General features: G+C 70.7%; 15 protein-coding genes. 12 read left to right on the forward strand and 3 right to left on the reverse strand.

All coding sequences use genetic code 11. The features are described from left to right. Positions 1 to 26: 26 nt before the first annotated feature. Together ligA and ACFSE6_RS03615 are read left to right on the forward strand one after the other, a co-directional pair. Complete coding sequence (gene ligA, locus ACFSE6_RS03610) at positions 27 to 2402, forward strand: NAD-dependent DNA ligase LigA (RefSeq protein WP_388002322.1); 2376 nt, start codon at positions 27 to 29, stop codon at positions 2400 to 2402. Next, positions 2399 to 2935 carry a GNAT family N-acetyltransferase gene (locus tag ACFSE6_RS03615; RefSeq protein WP_388002323.1) on the forward strand — a complete coding sequence of 179 codons (537 nt, stop codon included), beginning with the start codon at positions 2399 to 2401 and terminating at the stop codon, positions 2933 to 2935. Before ligA ends, ACFSE6_RS03615 begins: the two co-directional genes overlap by 4 nt. Here ACFSE6_RS03615 and ACFSE6_RS03620 read toward each other — a convergent pair. After that, entirely contained in the window at positions 2910 to 4184 is a 1275-nt protein-coding gene (locus ACFSE6_RS03620; RefSeq protein WP_388002324.1) for a phospholipase D-like domain-containing protein, read from the reverse strand. The two genes, ACFSE6_RS03615 and ACFSE6_RS03620, sit on opposite strands and share 26 nt — an antisense overlap. Positions 4185 to 4341: 157 nt before the next feature. Here ACFSE6_RS03620 and ACFSE6_RS03625 point away from each other — a divergent pair, with 157 nt between their 5' ends. Genes ACFSE6_RS03625 through gatB form a run of 4 tightly spaced genes read left to right on the forward strand, consistent with a single transcriptional unit; the run spans position 4342 to position 8137 of the window. After that, complete coding sequence (locus ACFSE6_RS03625; RefSeq protein ID WP_388002325.1) at positions 4342 to 4761, forward strand: pilus assembly protein CpaE; 420 nt, start codon at positions 4342 to 4344, stop codon at positions 4759 to 4761. A gap of 48 nt (positions 4762 to 4809) precedes the next feature. Continuing rightward, positions 4810 to 5109: an Asp-tRNA(Asn)/Glu-tRNA(Gln) amidotransferase subunit GatC gene (gene gatC, locus ACFSE6_RS03630; RefSeq protein WP_388002326.1), complete on the forward strand. Its 300-nt coding sequence runs from the start codon at positions 4810 to 4812 to the stop codon at positions 5107 to 5109. A gap of 2 nt (positions 5110 to 5111) precedes the next feature. Continuing rightward, complete coding sequence (gene gatA, locus ACFSE6_RS03635) at positions 5112 to 6623, forward strand: Asp-tRNA(Asn)/Glu-tRNA(Gln) amidotransferase subunit GatA (protein WP_388002327.1); 1512 nt, start codon at positions 5112 to 5114, stop codon at positions 6621 to 6623. Next, the gene (gatB, locus tag ACFSE6_RS03640; RefSeq protein ID WP_388002328.1) at positions 6620 to 8137 is read left to right on the forward strand and encodes an Asp-tRNA(Asn)/Glu-tRNA(Gln) amidotransferase subunit GatB; all 1518 of its coding nucleotides are present in this window, start codon (positions 6620 to 6622) and stop codon (positions 8135 to 8137) included. The genes gatA and gatB overlap by 4 nt, the downstream gene beginning before the upstream one ends. A 38-nt stretch (positions 8138 to 8175) precedes the next feature. Here the strand turns inward: gatB and ACFSE6_RS03645 are convergent, their stop codons facing one another. Further along, complete coding sequence (locus tag ACFSE6_RS03645; protein WP_388002329.1) at positions 8176 to 8976, reverse strand: IclR family transcriptional regulator; 801 nt, start codon at positions 8974 to 8976, stop codon at positions 8176 to 8178. 73 nt (positions 8977 to 9049) lie between these two features. Between ACFSE6_RS03645 and ACFSE6_RS03650 the strand changes: the two genes are divergently transcribed. From ACFSE6_RS03650 to ACFSE6_RS03675, 6 genes are all read left to right on the forward strand, one after another. Continuing rightward, the gene (locus ACFSE6_RS03650; RefSeq protein WP_388002330.1) at positions 9050 to 10555 is read left to right on the forward strand and encodes an NAD-dependent malic enzyme; all 1506 of its coding nucleotides are present in this window, start codon (positions 9050 to 9052) and stop codon (positions 10553 to 10555) included. A gap of 7 nt (positions 10556 to 10562) precedes the next feature. Next, on the forward strand, positions 10563 to 11675 hold the full coding sequence (locus ACFSE6_RS03655; RefSeq protein WP_388002331.1) for a glycerate kinase: 1113 nt from the start codon (positions 10563 to 10565) through the stop codon (positions 11673 to 11675). 251 nt (positions 11676 to 11926) lie between these two features. After that, the gene (aceB, locus tag ACFSE6_RS03660; protein ID WP_465254113.1) at positions 11927 to 13477 is read left to right on the forward strand and encodes a malate synthase A; all 1551 of its coding nucleotides are present in this window, start codon (positions 11927 to 11929) and stop codon (positions 13475 to 13477) included. A gap of 49 nt (positions 13478 to 13526) precedes the next feature. Further along, complete coding sequence (locus ACFSE6_RS03665; protein WP_388002333.1) at positions 13527 to 14987, forward strand: FAD-linked oxidase C-terminal domain-containing protein; 1461 nt, start codon at positions 13527 to 13529, stop codon at positions 14985 to 14987. Beyond that, positions 14987 to 16270: an FAD-binding oxidoreductase gene (locus ACFSE6_RS03670; RefSeq protein ID WP_388002334.1), complete on the forward strand. Its 1284-nt coding sequence runs from the start codon at positions 14987 to 14989 to the stop codon at positions 16268 to 16270. Before ACFSE6_RS03665 ends, ACFSE6_RS03670 begins: the two co-directional genes overlap by 1 nt. A 78-nt stretch (positions 16271 to 16348) precedes the next feature. Continuing rightward, positions 16349 to 17743 carry a (Fe-S)-binding protein gene (locus ACFSE6_RS03675; RefSeq protein ID WP_465254114.1) on the forward strand — a complete coding sequence of 465 codons (1395 nt, stop codon included), beginning with the start codon at positions 16349 to 16351 and terminating at the stop codon, positions 17741 to 17743. A 19-nt stretch (positions 17744 to 17762) separates the two neighbouring features. Here ACFSE6_RS03675 and ACFSE6_RS03680 read toward each other — a convergent pair whose 3' ends face one another. Beyond that, a complete protein-coding gene (locus ACFSE6_RS03680; protein WP_388002336.1) occupies positions 17763 to 19571 on the reverse strand; it encodes an L-lactate permease in 1809 nt (602 codons plus the stop codon). Positions 19572 to 20175: the final 604 nt, after the last annotated feature.

A 20175-nucleotide genomic window follows, 5' to 3' on the forward strand; every position in this document is an offset into this window, starting at 1 on the left:
GTGCGACGTGGGCGGCGTGCGCCATCATGGGCAACGTGAACGCGCCTGCCGAGAACGCCGTCTCCGCCGAGTCCGCCGGCACCGCCGGGCGGGGTGAGGTCCCCCCCGCGGCCCCGGCGGCGGACACCGATGTGCGCCAGCGGTGGACCGACCTGGCCGAGGAGCTCGAGGCCGCGCAGTTCAACTACTACGTGCGCGACGCTCCAACCATCTCCGACGCCGAGTACGACGCCAAGCTCCGTGAGCTGGCCGCGCTCGAGGAGGCCCACCCCGACCTGCGCACCCCTTCCTCGCCCACGCAGCGGGTCGGCGGGACCTACTCGACGGAGTTCGACACCGTCCAGCACCGCCGGCCGATGCAGAGCCTCGACGACGTCTTCTCCCTCGAGGAATTGCGGGAATGGGCTCTCCGCGTGCAGACCGAGCTCGACCGTGCCGAGGTAGGTATGACGTGCGAGCTCAAGGTCGACGGCCTCGCGGTCAACCTGCTGTACGAGCACGGGCGGCTGGTGCGCGCCGCCACACGCGGGGACGGCCGCACCGGGGAGGACGTCACGCTCAACGTGCGCACCATCGACGCCGTGCCGGTCCAGCTCACCGGGGAGGCGGTCCCGGAGCTCATCGAGATCCGCGGCGAGGTCTACTTCCCGGTCGAGGCGTTCCGCGAGCTCAACGCCGCACTCGTCGAGGCCGGCAAGGCGCCGTTCGCGAATCCGCGCAACTCCGCGGCCGGATCCCTGCGCCAGAAGGATCCACGCGTGACGGCCTCGCGGGCGCTGTCGATGGTCGCCCACGGCGTCGGTGACGTCCGCTGGGGGCCGCACGGCCCGCCGCAGCGCTGGTCCTCGATGACCGACCTGTACGACCTGCTGGGCTCGTGGGGAGTGCCCGTCTCCCGGCACAACCGGCACGTCACCTCTCTGGCGCAGGTCGAGGAGATGATCGCCCACTACGCCGAGCACCGGCACGACGTCGAGCACGAGATCGACGGGATCGTCGTCAAGGTCGACGACTTCGGCATGCAGCGCCAGCTCGGGTCCACCTCGCGGGCCCCGCGATGGGCGACGGCGTACAAGTTCCCTCCGGAGGAGGTCAACACCCGGCTGCTCGACATCCGGGTGCAGGTCGGGCGCACCGGCCGGGTCACGCCCTACGGCGTCATGGAGCCCGTGCTGGTCGCGGGCTCCACCGTCTCGCAGGCGACGCTGCACAACGCCGGCGAGGTGGCACGCAAAGGTGTGCTCATCGGCGACACCGTGGTGTTGCGCAAGGCCGGCGACGTCATCCCCGAGATCGTCGCCCCCGTGGTGGACCTGCGGGACGGGTCGGAACGCGAGTTCGTGATGCCCGAGACGTGTCCCTCGTGCGGGTCGCGGCTGGCGCCGGCCAAGGAAGGAGACGCCGACCTGCGGTGCCCGAACGCGCGTTCCTGCCCGGCACAACTCACCGAGCGGGTCTTCCACATCGCCTCCCGGGGAGCGCTCGACGTCGAGGCTCTCGGTGGTGAGGCCGCCCTGGCCCTGACCGACCCTGAGGCCGCCCGGGAGAAGGTGGTCGCCGCCCGGGCGGTGGCCGCCGGGCACGGGCCCGTCCCGGACGAGGACGCGCTCGAGGCGGCCGAGGTAGAACTGCCGCCGCGGCAGGAGCCGGTCCTGGCCACCGAGGCGCGCTTGTTCGACCTCACCGCCGAGGATCTGCGGAACGTGAAGATCTGGCGCGAGGTCCGGCAGGGCGGACGGCCGACCGGTGAGTGGGAGCAGCGGCCGTTCTTCTGGACCCAGCCCAAGCTCCGCGGGGACGGCACGGTGCGTGAGGCCGCGAAGCCGACGGCGAACACCGAACGTATGCTCGCCGAGCTGGACAAGGCGAAGTCCCAGCCGCTGTGGCGCGTGCTCGTGGCGTTGTCGATCCGTCACGTCGGACCCACCGCGGCACGGGCGTTGGCGACCGAGCTCGGCTCCGTCGAGGCGATCCGGGAGGCGGATGTCGAGCGACTGGCCGCCGTGGACGGGGTCGGGCCGACCATCGCCGAATCACTCAAGGAGTGGTTCGCCGTCGACTGGCACCGGGAGATTCTCGACCGGTGGGCCGCAGCCGGTGTGCGGATGGCGGACGAACGGGACGCGTCCACGCCGCGGACTCTCGAGGGCCTGACGATCGTGGTCACCGGCTCCCTCGAGGGGTTCAGCCGCGACTCCGCCAAGGAGGCCGTCCTGGCGCGCGGTGGCAAGGCCGCGGGCTCCGTGTCCAAGAAGACCGACTATGTGGTCGTCGGGGAGAACGCCGGGTCCAAGGAGGCCAAGGCCCGGGAACTCGGGCGGCCCATCCTCGACGAGGACGGCTTCGTCGCCCTGCTGGACGGTGGCCCGGACGCCGTCGCCGAGCTCACCCAGCAGCCGTGACCGTCACGCTCGTGGTGGGACCGGCCGCCCCCGAGGAGTTCGACCGACTCGGTGAGATCGGCGTACGCGCCTATCTCACAGCCGCGCACACCAGGGCGAGCATGTCCGTCGAGTACGCCGCCGTCCTGCGAGATGTGGCGGGCCGGAACACCGGCCAGGACGTGGTGCTGGCAGCCCGCGCCGGCCAGGACGTGCTTGGTTCCGTGACCCTCGCGCCGGCGGGAAGTCCGTGGGCCGACCTCGCCCACGAGGGCGAGACCGAGATCCGGATGCTCGCCGTCGACCCGGCCGCCCAGGGCCGCGGGGCGGGCGAGGCGCTGCTGCGTGCAGCCGAGACCTGGGCTCGCGAGGAAGGCTACCGGGCACTGGTGCTCTCGGTGGTCGGCTCCCAAGGCCGGCAACGTCCGCACCGGCTCTACGAACGCCTCGGCTATCGCCGCGCCACCGACCGGGACTACGTCGGCTCCTGGGAGCCACGTCCGGCGATGTGGTGCTACGTCAAAGACGTCACAACAACGGACCGAGGGGCTTGAGCAGGCGCTCGCCGACCCGCTCCAGCAGCCCGCGCCGCTCCCACTCCTCCAACGTGAGCTGGCGGCAGTTGCTCAGGTCGGCGAGGAAGATCTTCTCCATCAGCTGGGCCAGGTCCCGGTCGAACATCTCGAGGTTGATCTCGAAGTTCCCGGTCATCGACAACCGGTCGATGTTCGTCGTCCCGACCGTCGTCCACCGCCCGTCGACCGTCATGGTCTTCGCGTGCACCATCGCGTCCTGGTACAGCCAGATCGTCACGCCGGCCTCGAGGAGCTCGGAGTAGTAGCTGCGCGCCGCCCAGTCGGCGACGACGTGGTTGGACACCTCCGGGATGAGGACCCGCACGTCGACGCCACGGCGGGCGGCGGCCTTGAGCAGATGGAGGATCTCCCGGTCCGGGATGAAGTAGCCCTGCGTGATGTAGATGTGGTGCTGCGCCCGGTCGATCGCATCGAGGTAGATCCCCCGAACCGGGAAGATCAGCCGCGTGGGTGCGTTCTGGGCGACCCGGATGCGTGCGTCCCAGGAACGCGCGCCCTTGTCCGGGATCTCCGGGTGGTGCCGCTTGCGGTTGTCGTTCCAGAAGTCGACGAAGGCGTTCTCCAGCTCCCACGCCGAGGGGCCGTCGACCCGGATATGGGTGTCGCGCCACTGCGTCGCGTACAGGTCGCCGATGTTGTACCCACCGACGTAGCCGGACTGCCCGTCGACCACCAGGACCTTGCGGTGGTCCCGCCCGGTCTTGCGCACGTTGAAGGTCAGCAGGCCCGGCCGGAAGAAGGGGAAGTGCAGCACGTGCAGATTGGGCATCGACGGGAAGCGTTTGAACGACGGCGGCACCACTCCGTTGCCCCAGCCGTCGAAGACCACGAAGACCTCGACGCCGCGGCGTGCGGCCGCGAGCAGGGCGTCCTTGAACCGGTGACCGACCGTGTCCGCCTTCCAGATGAAGGTCTCGAAGTAGATGGTGTGCTCGGCCGCGTCGATGCGCGCCAACATGTCCTCGTACAGGTCGGCGCCGTAGGTGAACGTCGTGACGTGGGAGTCGGCGACCGGCACCGTCTCCGGTGGGGTGTGGGGGAACATGCCCGACGGCGGCTTGCGGCGCTTGCGGACCCGGTCGACGGCGAGCACGGTCACCACGGCGCCGATCTGCAGCGTGGTGACCGTCCCCAGGTACCACTTGGCCGCGCGCCACAGGGTCCGTCTGGTCCGGATTCGGCTCAGCCGGCCAAGGCGAAGAGGCATGTCACAAACCTAGAGCACACGCCAGGCCGGACTATGCAGGCCCTGGGTGGTGAGCAACCGGCGTCGGAGCGGCGTGGGTGAGAGGTGGTCGCCGCCGCGGCCGGCCGTCGCACGCTTGCCGTGCAGGGCGTGCGTGCGATCGTCGATACTGGAGGTGATGATCTCCCTCGAGTTGGCCCGCACCCTCGCCCGTGCCGGACTGCGATGGCGCCCCGCCTCCGGTGACCGCTTCACCATCGACCAGCCGGAGCTGTCCGGGGAGGTCTTCACCGTCTCCGAACTGACCGTCGAGGCCCACGAGTTTCCCACGGGAACCATCCTCGGCTTCAACGGCACCACGGAGTGGGCGCTCGACTCGGTCACGCTCGAGGACACCGTGTGGCTGCCCCGTGAGGACCAGCTCCGTGAACTCCTCGGCGCCACGTTCCGGGGCTTGGAGCGCGAGGACGGGATGTTCCGGGTCCGGGCCACTTTCCCCGCCGACGGTGGCGAGGAGGAGGTCGCGCACACCGCACCCGGCGCCGCGGACGCCTACGGCGCCGCACTGCTCGACCTCATCGAGCGTTCGTCGCGGTGACGGACGCAGCGAACCGGGCCCGGACCGACAAGCCCTAGAATCGCCAGCATGTCCACCATCTCCTCCGATGAGGTCGCGCGCGTCGCGGCACTCGCCCGGATCGCCCTGAACCAGGACGAGATCGAGCGCCTCGCCGGCGAGCTCGACGTCATCGCGAACGCGGTCGCGCGGGTCGGCGAGGTTGCCACGCCGGACGTGCCGGCCACCTCGCACCCGCTGCCGCTGGCCAACGTGATGCGCCCCGACGAGGTGACCGAGACGCTCGACGTGCACGAGGTCATGGCCTCCGCCCCGCAGGCCGAGGACGGGATGTTCGCAGTGCCGCAGATCCTGGGGGAGGACGCCTGAGAATGGCCGAGACGAGCCTGACCCACCGCAGCGCCGCCGACCTGGCGGACCTGCTCCGCCGCGGCGAGACCTCCTCCGTCGAGGTCACCCAGGCGCACCTGGACCGCACGGCAGAGGTCGACCCCGCGGTCCACGCTTACCTCCACGTCAACGCCGAGGAGGCGCTGGCCACCGCGGCCGACGTCGACGCCCGCCGCGCCGCCGGCGAGGACCTGCACGAGCTCGCCGGCGTCCCGATCGCGGTCAAGGACGTCGTGGTCACCAAGGGCCAGGTCACCACCGCCGGCTCGAAGATCCTCGAGGGGTGGATCCCGCCCTATGACGCGACACTGGTGCGTCACCTGCGTGCCTCCGGCATGCCGATCCTCGGCAAGACGAACCTCGACGAGTTCGCCATGGGGTCAAGCACCGAGCATTCCGCGTACGGCCCTACCCGGAACCCGTGGGACCTCGAGCGCATCCCCGGCGGTTCCGGCGGCGGATCTGCCGCGGCCGTCGCCGCTCATCTGGCGCCGCTGGCGATCGGGACGGATACCGGTGGCTCGATCCGCCAGCCTGCCGCCGTCACCGGCACGGTCGGCGTCAAGCCGACCTACGGCGGTGTGTCTCGGTACGGCCTCATCGCGCTGGCCTCCTCGCTCGACCAGGCCGGCCCGGTCAGTCGGACGGTGCTGGACTCCGCGCTGCTCCACGAGGTCATCGGCGTGCACGACCCGCTGGACTCGACCTCGCTGACCGACCCGGCCGGCGGCCTGGTGGACGCGGCCCGGGCCGGAGACCTCGCCGGTATGCGCATCGGCGTGGTCCGCGAGCTCGGCGGCGAGGGCTACCAGCCCGGAGTGCGCGCCAGCTTCGACCACGCCGTCGACCTGCTCCGTGGCGCCGGTGCCGACGTCGTCGAGGTGTCCTGCCCGAGCTTCGACTACGCCCTGGCGGCTTACTACCTCATCCTTCCCGCGGAGGCCTCCTCGAACCTTGCGAAGTTCGACGGCATGCGTTTCGGCCTGCGTGTCGAGCCCGAGGAGGGGCCCGTCACCGCTGAGACGGTGATGGCCGCCACGCGCGGCGCCGGCTTCGGGGACGAGGTCAAGCGCCGGATCATCCTCGGCACACACGCCCTGTCCGCCGGCTACTACGACGCCTACTACGGATCCGCACAGAAGGTGCGCACACTCATCCAGCGCGACTTCGCCGCCGCGTTCGAGCAGGCGGACGTGCTGGTCTCGCCCACGGCGCCGACCACGGCATTCCGCTTCGGCGAGAAGGTCGACGACCCCCTCGCGATGTACCTCAACGACGTCGCGACGATCCCGGCCAACCTCGCCGGCGTGCCCGGCCTGTCGCTGCCCTCCGGCCTGAGCGACGACGGCCTGCCGGTGGGCTTCCAGGTGCTGGCTCCCGCTCGTGAGGACGCCCGGCTGTACCGGGTGGGCGGGGTGCTCGAGCGGCTGCTGACCGACGAACGGGGTGGCCCGATCCTGGACCGCGCCCCCGATCTGGAGGTCAAGGCATGAGCCAGCCGCACGACGTGACGTCACCGAGCGTGCAGGACTACGAGGACGCGGTGCGCCGCTACGACCCGGTGCTCGGCATCGAGGTGCACGTGGAGCTGGGCACCGCCTCGAAGATGTTCGACGGTGCCCCGCAGACCTTCGGCGCGGAGCCCAACACCGCCGTCACCCCGGTCTCGCTCGGGCTGCCCGGAGCCCTGCCGGTGGTCAACGCGGCCGCGGTCGAGTACGCGATCCGCATCGGGCTCGCCCTCAACTGCGAGATCGCCGAGACTTGCCGCTTCGCCCGGAAGAACTACTTCTACCCGGACGTGCCGAAGAACTTCCAGACCTCGCAGTACGACGAGCCGATCGCCTTCGACGGCCACCTCGACGTCGAGCTCGAGGACGGGGAGATCTTCCGCGTGGAGATCGAGCGCGCCCACATGGAGGAGGACGCCGGCAAGAACACCCACGTCGGCGGTTCCGGGCGCATTCACGGCGCCGAGTACTCACTCGTCGACTACAACCGCGCCGGCATCCCACTGGTGGAGATCGTGACCAAGCCGATCGTCGGTGCGAGGGAGCGGGCCCCGGAGGTGGCTCGTGCCTACGTCTCGGCGTTGCGGGACATCTTCCGCTCACTCGGCGTGTCCGAGGCCCGCATGGAACGCGGCAACGTTCGGGCCGACGTCAACGTCTCGCTCCGGGACTCGGCGGATGCGGCGTTCGGTACCCGGACGGAGACGAAGAACGTCAACTCGTTCCGTTCCATCGAGCGGGCGGTCCGGCACGAGATCTCCCGGCAGGCCGGGGTGCTCGACGCCGGCGGGTCCATCACTCAGGAGACCCGACACTGGCACGAGGACACGGGTGTGACCTCGCCCGGCCGGGTGAAGTCCGACGCCGAGGACTACCGGTACTTTCCCGAGCCTGATCTTGTTCCGCTCGCTCCGTCCCGGGAGTGGGTCGAGCAGATCCGGGCCGGACTTCCGGAGCTGCCGTCGGTGCGGCGTCGCCGTCTCCAGGCGGAGTGGGAGCTGTCCGACGCGGAGATGCGCGACCTGGTCAACGCCGGGGCCACTGAGCTGGTCGAGGCGACCGTCGCTGCGGGCGCCACGCCCGCCGCCGCACGGAAGTGGTGGATGGGCGAGCTGGCCCGCACGGCCAAGTCCGACGGTGTCGCCCTCGAGGACCTGCCCGTCCGGCCGGAGCATATCGCCGAGCTGCAGTCCCTGGTCGACGACGGCCGGCTCAACGACAAGCTCGCGCGCCAGGCGCTTGCCGGAGTGCTCGCGGGCGAGGGGAGCCCGGAAGAGGTCGTCACCGCCCGCGGGCTGGAGATCGTCTCGGACGACGGCGCCCTCGAGGCAGCGGTGGACGAGGCGATCGCGGCGAACCCGGACGTCGTCGAGAAGATCCGCGGTGGCAAGGTGCAGGCGGCCGGTGCGCTCGTCGGGGCGGTCATGAAGGCCACCCGCGGCCAGGCCGACGCCGGCAAGGTCCGCGAGATCATCTTCTCCCGCGTCGAGGGCTGAGACCCGGCACGTCGGCAGGTGCGACCGCCGTGGCGCGGTCAGTCCTCCTGGCCTCCGATGTGCCGCCCCACCTCGGCCGCCACCTCGTGCAGCACCGGCACGGCTTGCTCGGCGAAGTCGAAGGTCACGCGTGCCGCCGGGCCGGAGACGGACAGGGCCGTCGGCGTCGGGGCGCCCGGCACAGCCACAGCGAAGCACCGCACGCCGATCTCCTGCTCACCGTCGTCGACGGCGTACCCGCGCTCGCGGATGGCGGCCAGCTCCGCCAGCAGTGCGGTCTGGTCGGTGATCGACCGGTCGGTCTCGGGAGGCAGTCCGGTGTGCGCGGCGACGGCGGAGACCTCCTCGTCCGGCAGCTGGGCGAGGATCATCTTGCCCACGCCCGTGCAATGACAGTGGACGCGGCGGCCGACCTCGGTGAACATGCGCATCGAGTGCGTGGAGGCGGCCTGGGCGATGTAGACGGCCATCTCGCGGTCGAGCATCGCCAGGTTGGCGGTCTCACCGAGTTCCCGGGCGATCCGCTCGAGATGGGGGCCGGTGCCGGCACCGAGCTGACGCCCGGCGGCCTCACCGAGGCGCACCACCCGCGGTCCCAGGGTGTAGCGCCGGGACGGGAGCTGACGGGCGTACCCGCGGGCGACGAGGGTACGCATGAGTCGGTGGATGGTCGGCAGCGGCAGGCCGGAAGTGGCGGCGAGCTCACTCAGTCCGGCGTCACCGCCGCGATCGGTGAGAATCTCCAGCAGGTCGATCGCGCGGTCGACGGACTGCACGCCTGACTCCGCCACGGCACGCCTCCCTGGACTCCGACCCCGGAACTGGAAGTAGTATTCCATATATCGAAAGTGCCGGGCGCGGATCGGTGTTCGACGGCCCGTCGCTCCACGAACCACGAAAGGACGTCCCGCGATGGGTGCCACCTCCGCCCGAGCCCGCCAGGGTCTTCCCAGCCCGAGCTACACGATCACCCTGCGCGTCGAGGTCCCCGCCTCGCAACGGGCGACCAGCACGCTCGTGCACGCGGTCGCCGAGGCCGGCGGCGCCGTCATGGGCGTGGACATCGTGCACTCCTCGACGACGTCCCTGACCGTCGACGTCACGTGCGACACGGTCGACGCCGAGCACGGCGAGCAGGTCCGCGAGGCGATCGACTCCCTCGACGGCGTCCGTGTCCTGAAGATGTCGGACTCGACCTTCCTCATGCATCTCGGCGGCAAGCTCGAGGTGAACCCGAAGGTCCCGCTCAAGACCCGCCGCGACCTCTCCCGTGCCTACACCCCGGGTGTGGCCCGGGTGTGCCTGGCGATCGCGGACAAGCCGGAGGACGCGCGCCGGCTGACCATCAAGCGCAACACGGTCGCCGTGGTCACCGACGGGACGGCCGTCCTCGGGTTGGGCGACATCGGTCCGGCGGCCGCACTGCCGGTCATGGAGGGCAAGGCGGCCCTGTTCAAGCAGTTCGCCGGCGTGGACGCGTGGCCGGTGTGCCTGGACACCAAGGACACCGAGGAGATCATCAGCATCGTCAAAGCGCTCGCGCCCGGCTACGGCGGTGTCAACCTCGAGGACATCTCCGCACCACGGTGCTTCGAGATCGAGGCGCGGCTGCGCGAGGAGCTCGACATCCCCGTCTTCCACGACGACCAGCACGGCACCGCGATCGTGGTGCTCGCTGCCCTGGTCAACGCCCTGAAGGTGGTCGGCAAGTCGGTCGAGGACGTGCGCATCGTCATCTCCGGAGTCGGTGCCGCCGGATCCGCGATCATCCGGCTGCTGCGCGCGCAGGGGGCACGCCAGATCATCGGCTTCGACCGCAAGGGGGCCCTGCACGAGGGCGTGCGGAACGGCGACGCCACGCGGGACTGGATCATCGACCACACCAATCCGGAGGGCTTCACCGGCTCGCTGCAGGAGGGCCTGCGTGGCGCCGACGTGTTCATCGGTGTCTCGGCAGGGAACATCCTGACCGGTGGGGACGTCGCCACCATGAACGACGGCGCGATCGTCTTCGCGCTCGCCAACCCCACACCGGAGGTCGATCCCATCGCCGCCGGTGAGAGCGCCGCCGTCGTCGCGACCGGTCGCAGCGACTACCCGAACCAGATCAACAACGTCCTCGCCTTCCCCGGACTCTTCCGTGGTCTCCTCGACGTCGGAGCGACGCAGATCTCCGACGAACTGCTCCGTGTCGCGGCTGTCGCGATCGCCGAGGTCGTCTCGGAGGACGAACTCAACCCCGCGTTCGTCATCCCGGGCGTGTTCGACACGCGCGTCGCCGAGGCCGTGGCCGAGGCCGTGCGGTCGGAATCCCAGCGTGAGGAGGGATCCGGTGGCGGAGCCGGGACCTCCGGCGCGGGCCTGTATCCGCTGGACTCGGATTCTGCCGCCGGGGCCGCCGTGGGGTCGGCGGGCTGACCCTCCGATGAGAATCCTCCTCGCCCCGGACAAGTTCAAAGGGTCGCTGACCGCGTCCGCGGTGGCCGCCCACCTCGCGGCCGGTCTGCGGCGTGCCAGGCCGGACCTCACGACCGACGAGTTGCCGGTCGCGGATGGCGGGGAGGGCACCGTCGAGGCCGCCCTCGCCGCCGGGATGGAGGAGGTCCTCCTCACGGCTACCGGACCGCTGGGGCAGCCGGTCCGCACCCGCTATGCGGCGAACGAGGACTTTGCCGTCGTCGAGATGGCGGCGGTGACCGGCCTGCAGATGGTGACGCCGGACGAGGGCACCGCACGCCGCGCCACGTCGCGCGGCCTCGGTGAAGTCATCGGCCACGCCCTCGACCGTGGGGCCACGACCATCGTCGTCGGCATCGGTGGCTCGGCGAGCACGGACGGCGGCGCCGGCATGCTCGCCGCGCTCGGTGCCCGGCTCAGCGGGACCCGGGACGGCCTCCCGGACGGGGGAGACGCGCTGCGGAAGCTCACCGCCGTGGACCTCACCGGACTGCATCCCCGGCTCGACCGGGCTCGCCTGGTCCTGGCCGGCGACGTCGACAACCCGCTGCTCGGCCCGGACGGTGCAGCGGCGGTCTACGGACCACAGAAGGGAGCCGGGGCCGCGGCCGTGGCAGATCTGGAGGCCGGCCTGGCGACCTGGGTCGACGTCCTGGCGCAGGCCCGGCCGGACGCCAGGGAGGTCGCCGCCGCCCCCGGTGCCGGGGCCGCCGGGGGCGTGGGGTTCGGCTGTCTGCTCCTGGGCGCCGGTTTCCGGCCCGGCGTCGAGGTCGTCCTCGAGCTCGCCCGATTCGGTGAGCGGGTCGCCGGAGCCGATCTCGTCGTGACCGGCGAAGGAAGCCTCGACGAGCAGTCGCTGCACGGCAAGGCCCCGGTCGGCGTCGCGCGCGCCGCGGCCGCCCACGGCTCCCCGACGGTCGCGGTGTGCGGGCGTACCACCTTGTCCCCGGACCGTGCCCGACAGGCGGGCCTGCGAGCGGTGCACGCCCTGACCGACGTCGAGGCCGATGTCGAGCGGTGCATCGCGGACGCCGGTCCGCTGCTGGAACGGCTCGGCGCACGGATCGCTGCCGATCTCTGAGGCCTGCCGCATCGGACAAGGCCTCCGTCACGAGACGGGCTCCCCGAGGAACGGGGCTCGTGCCGGGTGGCCTTGCTCGTTCCCGACCTCCTGTCGCGCTCCCGTCGCCCTCCTGTCGACGCTGTACCTCCGCCGCGTTGACCGGCCCTGACAGCTCCCGTACTGTTTTCACCAGGAAAATACTCGATTCCGTGATACGAAATTGGAGCGTCGACGTGGCAACTCCGGACGGCCTGACCATCACCGGCCCCATGGGCGAGCGTTACGACGAGGTGCTCACCCCTCGGGCGCTGGAGCTCATCGCCACCTTGCACCGGCAGCTCGATGCGCGGCGTCGTGAGCTGCTCGAGGCGCGCGAGCGCCGGGTGGCCGAGCTGGCGCAGGGTGGCACCCTCGACTTCTTGCCGGAAACGGAGCGCATCCGCACCGACGACAGCTGGCGTGTGGCACCCCCGGCCCCCGGCCTGGAGGACCGCCGCGTCGAGATCACCGGCCCCACCGACCGGAAGATGACGATCAACGCGCTCAACTCGGGCGCCAAAGCGTGGCTGGCGGACCACGAGGACGCCAACACGCCCCGGTGGGACGCCGTCGTCGAGGGTCAGCTCAATCTCCTCGACGCCATCAACCGCACCATCGACTTCACCGCTGAGAACGGCAAGACGTATGCGTTGAAGCCCGACGACGAGCTCGCCACCATCATCGTCCGCCCCCGCGGCTGGCACCTGCCCGAGAAGCACATCCAGGTCGACGGCCGTGAGACGTCGGGGTCGCTCGTGGACTTCGCTCTCTACGTCGCCACCGCCGGGCTCCGGCAGATCGAGAAGGGGCTCGGCCCGTACTTCTACCTGCCGAAGATGGAATCCCACCTCGAGGCCCGGCTGTGGAACGACGCCTTCGTCATCGCGCAGGACTTCCTCGGCATCCCTCGGGGCACGATCCGGGCCACCGTGCTCATCGAGACCTACCCGGCAGCGTTCGAGATGGAGGAGATCCTCTACGAACTGCGCGAGCACTCCTCGGGCCTGAACGCCGGTCGATGGGACTACATGTTCTCGGTGATCAAGTCGTTCCGGACGCGCGGCACGGACTTCCTGCTCCCGGACCGCAACGCGGTCACCATGACGGTGCCGTTCATGCGCGCCTACACCGAGCTGCTGGTGCGGACCTGCCACAAGCGTGGTGCCCACGCCATCGGTGGGATGGCGGCCTTCATCCCGAGCAAGGACGAGGAGGTCAACCAGGCGGCCTTCGAGAAGGTCCGGGCCGACAAGACCCGCGAGGCGAACGACGGCTTCGACGGGTCCTGGGTCGCGCACCCGGGCATGGTCGAGCTGTGCAAGGAGGTCTTCACCTCCGTCCTCGGCGACCGGCCGAATCAGCTCGACCGTACCCGCGAGGACGTCCAGGTCAGCGCCGCGGACCTGCTCGACGTCGCCTCGACGCCGGGCGAGTGCACCGAGGCCGGGCTGCGCAACAACGTCTCGGTCGGCATCCAGTACCTGCAGGCCTGGCTGGGCGGACTCGGGGCCGTCGGCATCTTCAACCTCATGGAGGACGCCGCGACCGCCGAGATCTCCCGGAGCCAGGTGTGGCAGTGGCTGCACAACGACGTCACGCTCGCCGACACCGGTGCCACGGTCACCCGTGAGCTCGTCGACCGGGTGGTCGAGGAGGAGATCGCCAAGCTGCCCGGAGACCCGGCAGACTACGAGGAGGCAAAGCAGACCTTCCTCGAGGTCGCGGTCGCCGACGAGTACGCCGACTTCCTGACCCTGCCGGCGTACGAACGGATGGACTGAGCCGTTGCCGGTGGACCGGTCCGTCCGCGGATCGAACAGAGGGGTTGGCATGTCAGCGTTGACCCGCGTCACCGCCGAGATCCGCAGCGAGCTCGGTGACGAACGCGTCATCACCGACCGGCAGCGCCTGCGGACCTACGAGTGCGACGGCCTGGCCCAGTACAAGGTCGTACCCGGACTCGTGGTCCTCGCCCACGATGTCGACGACGTCGTCACGGCGGTGCGCGCCTGCGCCCGGCACCGGGTGCCGTTCGTCGCCCGCGGCTCGGGAACCGGACTGTCCGGGGGCGCCCTCCCGCACGCGGACGGCGTCCTCATCGTCATGTCCCAGATGCGGGCGATCCGGCAGCTCGACACAGCCAACCATCGCGCCGTCGTCGAGCCAGGTGTCATCAACCTGCAGCTCACCGGCGCCACCAGCGAGGACGGTTACTACTTCGCCCCGGACCCCTCCAGCCAGACCGTCTGCTCGATCGGCGGGAACGTCGCCGAGAACTCCGGCGGCGCACACTGCCTGAAGTACGGGTTCACCACGAACCACGTCACCGGGGTCGACCTCGTCACGCCCGGTGGAGAGCTCGTCGAGCTCGGCGGCAAGGCACCCGACCCGCCCGGATACGACCTGCTCGGTGCGCTCGTCGGCTCCGAAGGCACGCTCGGCATCGTCACCTCCGTCACCGTCCGGCTCACCAGGCTTCCCCAGGAAGTCCGCACGATCCTCGCCGGCTTCCGGACCGTGGACGAGGCAGGAGCAGCGACGTCCGCGATCATCTCGGCCGGCGTTGTGCCGGCCGCCATCGAGATGATGGACGCGCTCGCCATCGAGGCCGCCGAGGAAGCGGTGCACTGCGGGTACCCCGACGGCGCGGGCGCCGTCCTCGTCGTCGAGCTCGACGGTCATGCGGCGGACGTCGCCGACGAGTTCGACGCCGTGGTCCGGCACTGCGAGGCGGCCGGCGCCTTCGAGGTCCGGGTCGCGGCGGACGACGCCGAACGAGCCCTGATCTGGAAGGGCCGCAAATCGGCCTTCGCCGCCGTCGGCCGCATCAGCCCCGACTACATCGTCCAGGACGGAGTCATTCCGCGTACGGCGCTGTCCCAGGTCCTGCAGCAGATCGCCGAGCTGAGTGAGCAGCGCGGGGTGCGGGTGGCGAACGTGTTCCACGCCGGCGACGGCAACCTGCACCCGCTGGTGCTCTTCGACGACGCCGAGGAGGGCGCCGCCGAACGCGCCGAGGACGTCGCGGGGGGCATCCTCGAACTGTGCATCGCGGGCGGCGGCTCCATCACCGGGGAGCACGGCGTCGGCTCCGACAAGGCGAAGTACATGCCGGCCATGTTCAGCCAGGACGACCTCGACACCATGCAGGCGGTCCGTTGCGCGTTCGACCCGGACTCCGTGTCCAACCCGGGGAAGGTCTTCCCGACACCGCGCCTGTGCGGTGAGCGTCCCGGTCGCCGCCAGGGCGCGCACCCGCTCCAGGAGGCCGGCGTGGCGGAGGTGTTCTGATGGGTCCGTTCCATGCCGATGGTGCGCCGCCTGCGACCGCACCGGACCTGGCGGTGCTGGCACGCAGTCTCGAGGGTGCCGGCGAGGTTCGGGAAGCCGAGACGAGTGACACCGTCGACGGTGTCCCGGCCACCGCCGTCGCGCGTCCGACGAGCATCCCCGCGATGTCCGCGTTGCTGCGCACGGCCACCGCGCACGGGCTCGTGACCGTGCCGCGTGGCGGCGGTACCGCGCTGAACTGGGGCGCACCTCCCGAGCGCGTCGACCTGATCCTCGACACGACCGGCGTGAACCGGCTCGTCGATCACGAGGCCGGCGACCTCGTGGCCGTCGCCGAGGCCGGCCTGCCACTGCATGAGCTCCAGGAACGGGTCGCGGGGACCAACCAGGAGCTGCTGACCGACCCGCCGCCGGAGCGCGTCGCGGCCGGCTCGACGATCGGCGGCCTGCTCGCCACCGCCCCGTCCGGACCGCGCCGGCTGGAGCGGCTGGCGGTGCGCGACCTCGTGCTCGGTGCCACCCTGGTCCTGGCGGACGGCACCGTCGCCGCCTCCGGCGGCAAGGTCGTCAAGAACGTCGCCGGCTACGACCTCGCCAAGCTCGTCACGGGCTCTCTCGGCACCCTGGGCATCGTGGCGCGGGCAGCGTTCCGGCTGCATCCGGTGCGGCCGGCCCGGGCCGTGGTCATCCGGCACGGCCGGTTGGAGGACCTCACCCGGCTCGCGCGTGAGACGGTCGCCGCCCAGTTCGTGCCCGCCGCCGTCGAGATCGACCGGCCCGCCGGCAGTGACGACGCCACCCTTGCCGTGCTGCTGGAAGGCACCGAGGAGGCCGTCGCCGCACGGGCCGCCGAGGCGGCGGCGCTCATCGGGGGCGAGCGGGTGGAGGATCTGCCGTCCTGGTGGGCGCGGATGCCGGGGGGCGACATGCTCGCCAAGGCGACGGCGACCCTCACCGGTGTCGCGGACCTGGTGCGCACCGCCCGTGCGGCCGAGCAGCGGCACGGCGCCGCCATTGCGGTGCGTGGTAGCGCCGCCGGCGTCCTCCACCTCGGGATCACCGCACCGGACGGTCCGTCGGCAGCGGCCGCCGTCGAAACCCTGCGCTCCGCCGCCTCGACCCCGCGCGACGGCACCGTCACGGTCGTCGCCGCACCGCGCGAGTTCCGCGACACCCTGGACGTCTGGGGGCCGGTGGCAGGCCTCGGCCTCATGCGCAGGATCAAGGAGCGTCTCGATCCCGGGCGGAACCTCTCGCCGGGCAGATTCGTGGGAGGGATCTGAGTGAGCGACACCCTGAACACGCCGCAAGGGCAGCGGGGGATCACCGAACCGGCCGGCGCGCCGGGTGACGTGCTCGGGATGACCGGAGCGTTCGACGCGCACCACCCGCCCTCGGCGGACCTCATCGACGACTGTGTGCACTGCGGTTTCTGCCTGCCGGCCTGCCCGACGTACGTGCTGTGGGGCGAAGAGATGGACTCGCCTCGCGGACGGATCTACTTGATGAAGGAAGGGCTCGAGGCCGAGCCCATGTCGCCGTCCATGGTCCAGCACATCGACGCCTGCCTCGGCTGCATGGCCTGCGTGAGCGCGTGCCCGTCCGGCGTGCAGTACGACAAGCTCATCGAGGCCACCCGCCAGCAGGTCGAGCGCCGCGGCTCCCAGCACCGGTCCCTGACGAGCCGCGCCGTGCGCGAGGCGATCTTCGCGCTCTTCCCACACCCGGAGCGGCTGCGCCTGCTGCGCGGACCGCTCTCGCTCTACCAGCGCGCCGGGCTCAGCCGCCTGGTCCGGCGCTCGGGCGTGCTGGAGAAGCTGTCCACGACGCTGGCGACCATGGAGGCCATCGCCCCGCCGGTCCAGCGTCAGGTCCATATCCCCGAGCTGGTCCGCGCCCGCACCGAGAAGCGGATGACGGTCGGGCTGCTGCTGGGCTGCGTCCAGCGCGAGTTCTACCCGGGCGTGAACGCCGCGACGGTCCGTGTGCTCACCATGGAGGGTTGCGACGTCGTCACGCCGCCCGCGCAGGGCTGCTGCGGGGCGCTGTCGGTCCACGCCGGCCGCGAGGGGGAGGGGCTGGACTACGCCCGCGGGCTGATCGACGCCTTCTCCGACGCCGGTGTCGAGCGGGTCGTCGTCAACTCGGCCGGGTGCGGGTCGACCATGAAGGACTACGCCGACCTGCTCGTCGACGACCCGGAGTACGCCGACCGGGCGCGCGCCTTCTCCGAGAAGGTCCGCGACATCAGCGAGGTGCTCGTCGAGCTCGGTCCCGCGGCTCCGCGCCATCCGCTGCCGGTGACGATCGCCTACCACGACGCCTGCCACCTGTCGCACGCTCAGGGCGTGCGAACCCAGCCCCGCGAGCTCCTGCGCGCCATCCCCGGCCTGAACGTTACCGAGATCGCCGAGCCGGACCTCTGCTGCGGCTCCGCCGGTGTCTACAACCTCGTCAATCCCGAACCCGCCCGCCAGCTCGGCAGCCGCAAGGCGGCGAACGTCAGCGCGACCGGGGCGGAGCTGCTGGTGACGTCCAACCCCGGCTGCCTGTTGCAGATCACCGACGCGCTGTCCCGCCAGGGCAAGCACATCGAGACGGCGCACATGGTCGAGGTGCTCGACGCCTCACTGCGGAACACCGGCGTCGGGCGGCTCATGCGGGACGCGCCGGATCCCGCCCGCGGGGGCGCCGACGGCACACGGGGGAGCGGCGACGGCTGTGCGTGCGGTCGGCCGGGCGGATGCGCCGGCTGAGACCGTCCCGTCGATGCCCTCAGACGGAGACCTCGGCGTTGTCCGCCGGGGTGCCGCGGGTGACTCGCACGGCCGCGAGGACGAGCGCCAGGACGACGACGAGGAAGACCATCAGGCCGAGATTGAGCCCGACCCCAAAAACCCATAGGTAGCCGATGGCGCCCGCGGCGAGGCAGTAGTACGACATCGGGATGATGGTCTTGCGGATGAGATCGCCTTCTCTGCCCAGCAGGCCGACGGTCGCGGAGGCAGCGACGACGTTGTGCACGGCCACCATGTTCCCGGCGGCACCGCCGACCGCCTGCAGGGCCACGACCGTCTCCGGGCTCGAGGCTCCGATGCCCTGCCCCGTGGAGAACTGGAACAGCGAGAACATCATGTTCGAGACGGTGTTCGAGCCGGCGACGAATGCGCCCAGGGCGCCGATGGTGGGCGCCAGGACGGGCCATCCCTGACCCGTGGCGTTCGCGACCGCCTCGGCGAGCGTGATGGGCATCGACGCCAATCCGGCCTCGTTGAACTCCTCACCGGAGTTGATGAATATCCGCACCAGCGGCAGTGCGGTGAGCAGGGCGAACGCCGCGCCCGCGATCTGCTTGCCGGCCACGCGCCACGAAGCGGCGATCTGCTCACGCCTCATCCGGTGCAGCACGTAGGTGATCAGGCACGCGGTCAGAAAGATGGCGCCCGGGGAGTAGAGCAGATCCATGGTCTGCGAGATCCCGGTGGAGAAGATGTTCTCGACGGGAATCACGGCGTCGGCGCTGAGAAACTCTTGGACCGCGGGGATGTTGCGGGTGATGAGCAGCAGCGCGGCGACGATGAGGTACGGGCTCCACGCCAGCGGTAGCGACATGCGCCGGGTGGCGGCCGAGACCTCGACGTCCGGGTTCACCGACCCCATCCAACGGTCGCTCCACCGCTCTCGGTCGGGGAAGTCCCACGTGTCCTTGGGCATGAGGAAGCCCTTGGACGAGGTCCACATGACCAGGACCAGTCCCACGAAGCCACCGAGGAGGGCGGGGAACTCGGGTCCGAGCAGATACGCCACAGCAAGGTAGGGGACGATCATCGCGAGCGCGCCGTAGAGGCAGAACGGTGCCAGCCGGAGACCGGCACGGAAGTCGCGCTTCTCCCCGAAGAACCCGGTCAGGAGCGTGACCATGAACAGCGGGACGAGCACTCCGACGAGCGCATGGATAGTGGCCACCTGCGTCGCGGTGTGGGCGACGAAACCCGCGTGGTCCAGCCCGAGCTCGTCCGCCCGCGCCTGTGCTGCCGGCACGAGACTGCCGTCGCTTCCGGCCAGTCCGGTGCCGATGCCGGTGATCATCGGGGTGCCGACGGCGCCGAAGCTGACCGGCGTGGACTGGATGATCAGTCCGGCCATGACGGCGGCCATCGCCGGGAAGCCGAGCGCCAGGAGGAGCGGAGCCACCACGGCCGCAGGTGCACCGAAGCCCGCGGCGCCTTCGATGAACGATCCGAAGAGCCAGGCCACGATGACCACCTGGACACGGCGGTCTGCACTGATGGTGGTGAACCCGGCGCGGATGGAGCGCAGGGCCCCGCTCTTGGTGATGGTCTCCAGCAACAGGAGCGCACCGAAGACGATCCAGAGCAGACCGACGGCGATGAGCACTCCTTGGACGATCGATGCGGCGATCGTGGTGATGGACATCCGCCAGACGGCCAGTGCGATCACGATGATGACGGCGAGCCCGACCGGCATCGCACGTCGCGCCGGCCATCTCAGCCCGACGAGCAGGACGCCGACAACGAGAATGGGAAGTAGGGCGAGTAGGGCGAGGACCGCGAGGTTGTCCATGGCGACTCCTGTCACCGGCGCCTTCGCCGGAGAGGCAACAATTTCATATCATGGAAGTCTGAATCCGCCGCGCGGTCAACATAGCACCTGTGGGGGTGAAGTCCCAGGGCTCGGTCCCCGGAGGCAAGGCGGACGCGGAACGGGCTGCGGGCGAGCGGCGGCGCGCCACTGCGCGGGCGCGCGCGGCGATCTGCCCGCCGAAGGCCGAACGGGCGGCGACTCGCAGGTGACGGGCGTGTGACGCAGGCCATGGCGGCCCGGTTTGACCGCCGTTCATCGCCCCTCCTAATATCGACATGTCGCGCCAGGGAGGCACGGACACCGCGAAGGTGGCCGGTTCCGCGCGGCCCCCGAACCCGGAAGTGACACGGCATCCGTGCGCCCTGGGAACGGGAGGTCGACGTGATCGCCGTAACGTTGATCGGGTCTCGACCCGAATTGACAGCGGTCAGCAGGTCGATATAGATTGATGAGGTTGCCCCGGGGCGGGTCGAGTTCCCACTCGATCTCGCACGGTGTGTGTCTGTTTTTTGAGAACTCAACAGTGTGCCAAGTTTTTTGATGCCATGTGGGATGCCTGCGTGCTGGCTTTTTTGGTTGGTGT

The organism is Georgenia deserti, from assembly GCF_042680605.1.
Lineage (GTDB): Bacteria > Actinomycetota > Actinomycetes > Actinomycetales > Actinomycetaceae > Allobogoriella > Allobogoriella deserti.

Bases quoted from the DNA above. Each gene is read 5' to 3' on its own strand.
- ligA (WP_388002322.1), top strand. From the start codon at position 27: ATGGGCAACGTGAACGCGCCTGCCGAGAACGCCGTCTCCGCCGAGTCC.
- ACFSE6_RS03620 (WP_388002324.1), bottom strand. From the start codon at position 4,184: ATGCCTCTTCGCCTTGGCCGGCTGAGCCGAATCCGGACCAGACGGACC.
- ACFSE6_RS03625 (WP_388002325.1), top strand. From the start codon at position 4,342: ATGATCTCCCTCGAGTTGGCCCGCACCCTCGCCCGTGCCGGACTGCGA.
- gatC (WP_388002326.1), top strand. From the start codon at position 4,810: ATGTCCACCATCTCCTCCGATGAGGTCGCGCGCGTCGCGGCACTCGCC.
- gatA (WP_388002327.1), top strand. From the start codon at position 5,112: ATGGCCGAGACGAGCCTGACCCACCGCAGCGCCGCCGACCTGGCGGAC.
- gatB (WP_388002328.1), top strand. From the start codon at position 6,620: ATGAGCCAGCCGCACGACGTGACGTCACCGAGCGTGCAGGACTACGAG.
- ACFSE6_RS03645 (WP_388002329.1), bottom strand. From the start codon at position 8,976: ATGGAATACTACTTCCAGTTCCGGGGTCGGAGTCCAGGGAGGCGTGCC.
- ACFSE6_RS03650 (WP_388002330.1), top strand. From the start codon at position 9,050: ATGGGTGCCACCTCCGCCCGAGCCCGCCAGGGTCTTCCCAGCCCGAGC.
- ACFSE6_RS03655 (WP_388002331.1), top strand. From the start codon at position 10,563: ATGAGAATCCTCCTCGCCCCGGACAAGTTCAAAGGGTCGCTGACCGCG.
- aceB (WP_465254113.1), top strand. From the start codon at position 11,927: ATGGGCGAGCGTTACGACGAGGTGCTCACCCCTCGGGCGCTGGAGCTC.
- ACFSE6_RS03665 (WP_388002333.1), top strand. From the start codon at position 13,527: ATGTCAGCGTTGACCCGCGTCACCGCCGAGATCCGCAGCGAGCTCGGT.
- ACFSE6_RS03670 (WP_388002334.1), top strand. From the start codon at position 14,987: ATGGGTCCGTTCCATGCCGATGGTGCGCCGCCTGCGACCGCACCGGAC.
- ACFSE6_RS03675 (WP_465254114.1), top strand. From the start codon at position 16,349: ATGACCGGAGCGTTCGACGCGCACCACCCGCCCTCGGCGGACCTCATC.
- ACFSE6_RS03680 (WP_388002336.1), bottom strand. From the start codon at position 19,571: ATGGACAACCTCGCGGTCCTCGCCCTACTCGCCCTACTTCCCATTCTC.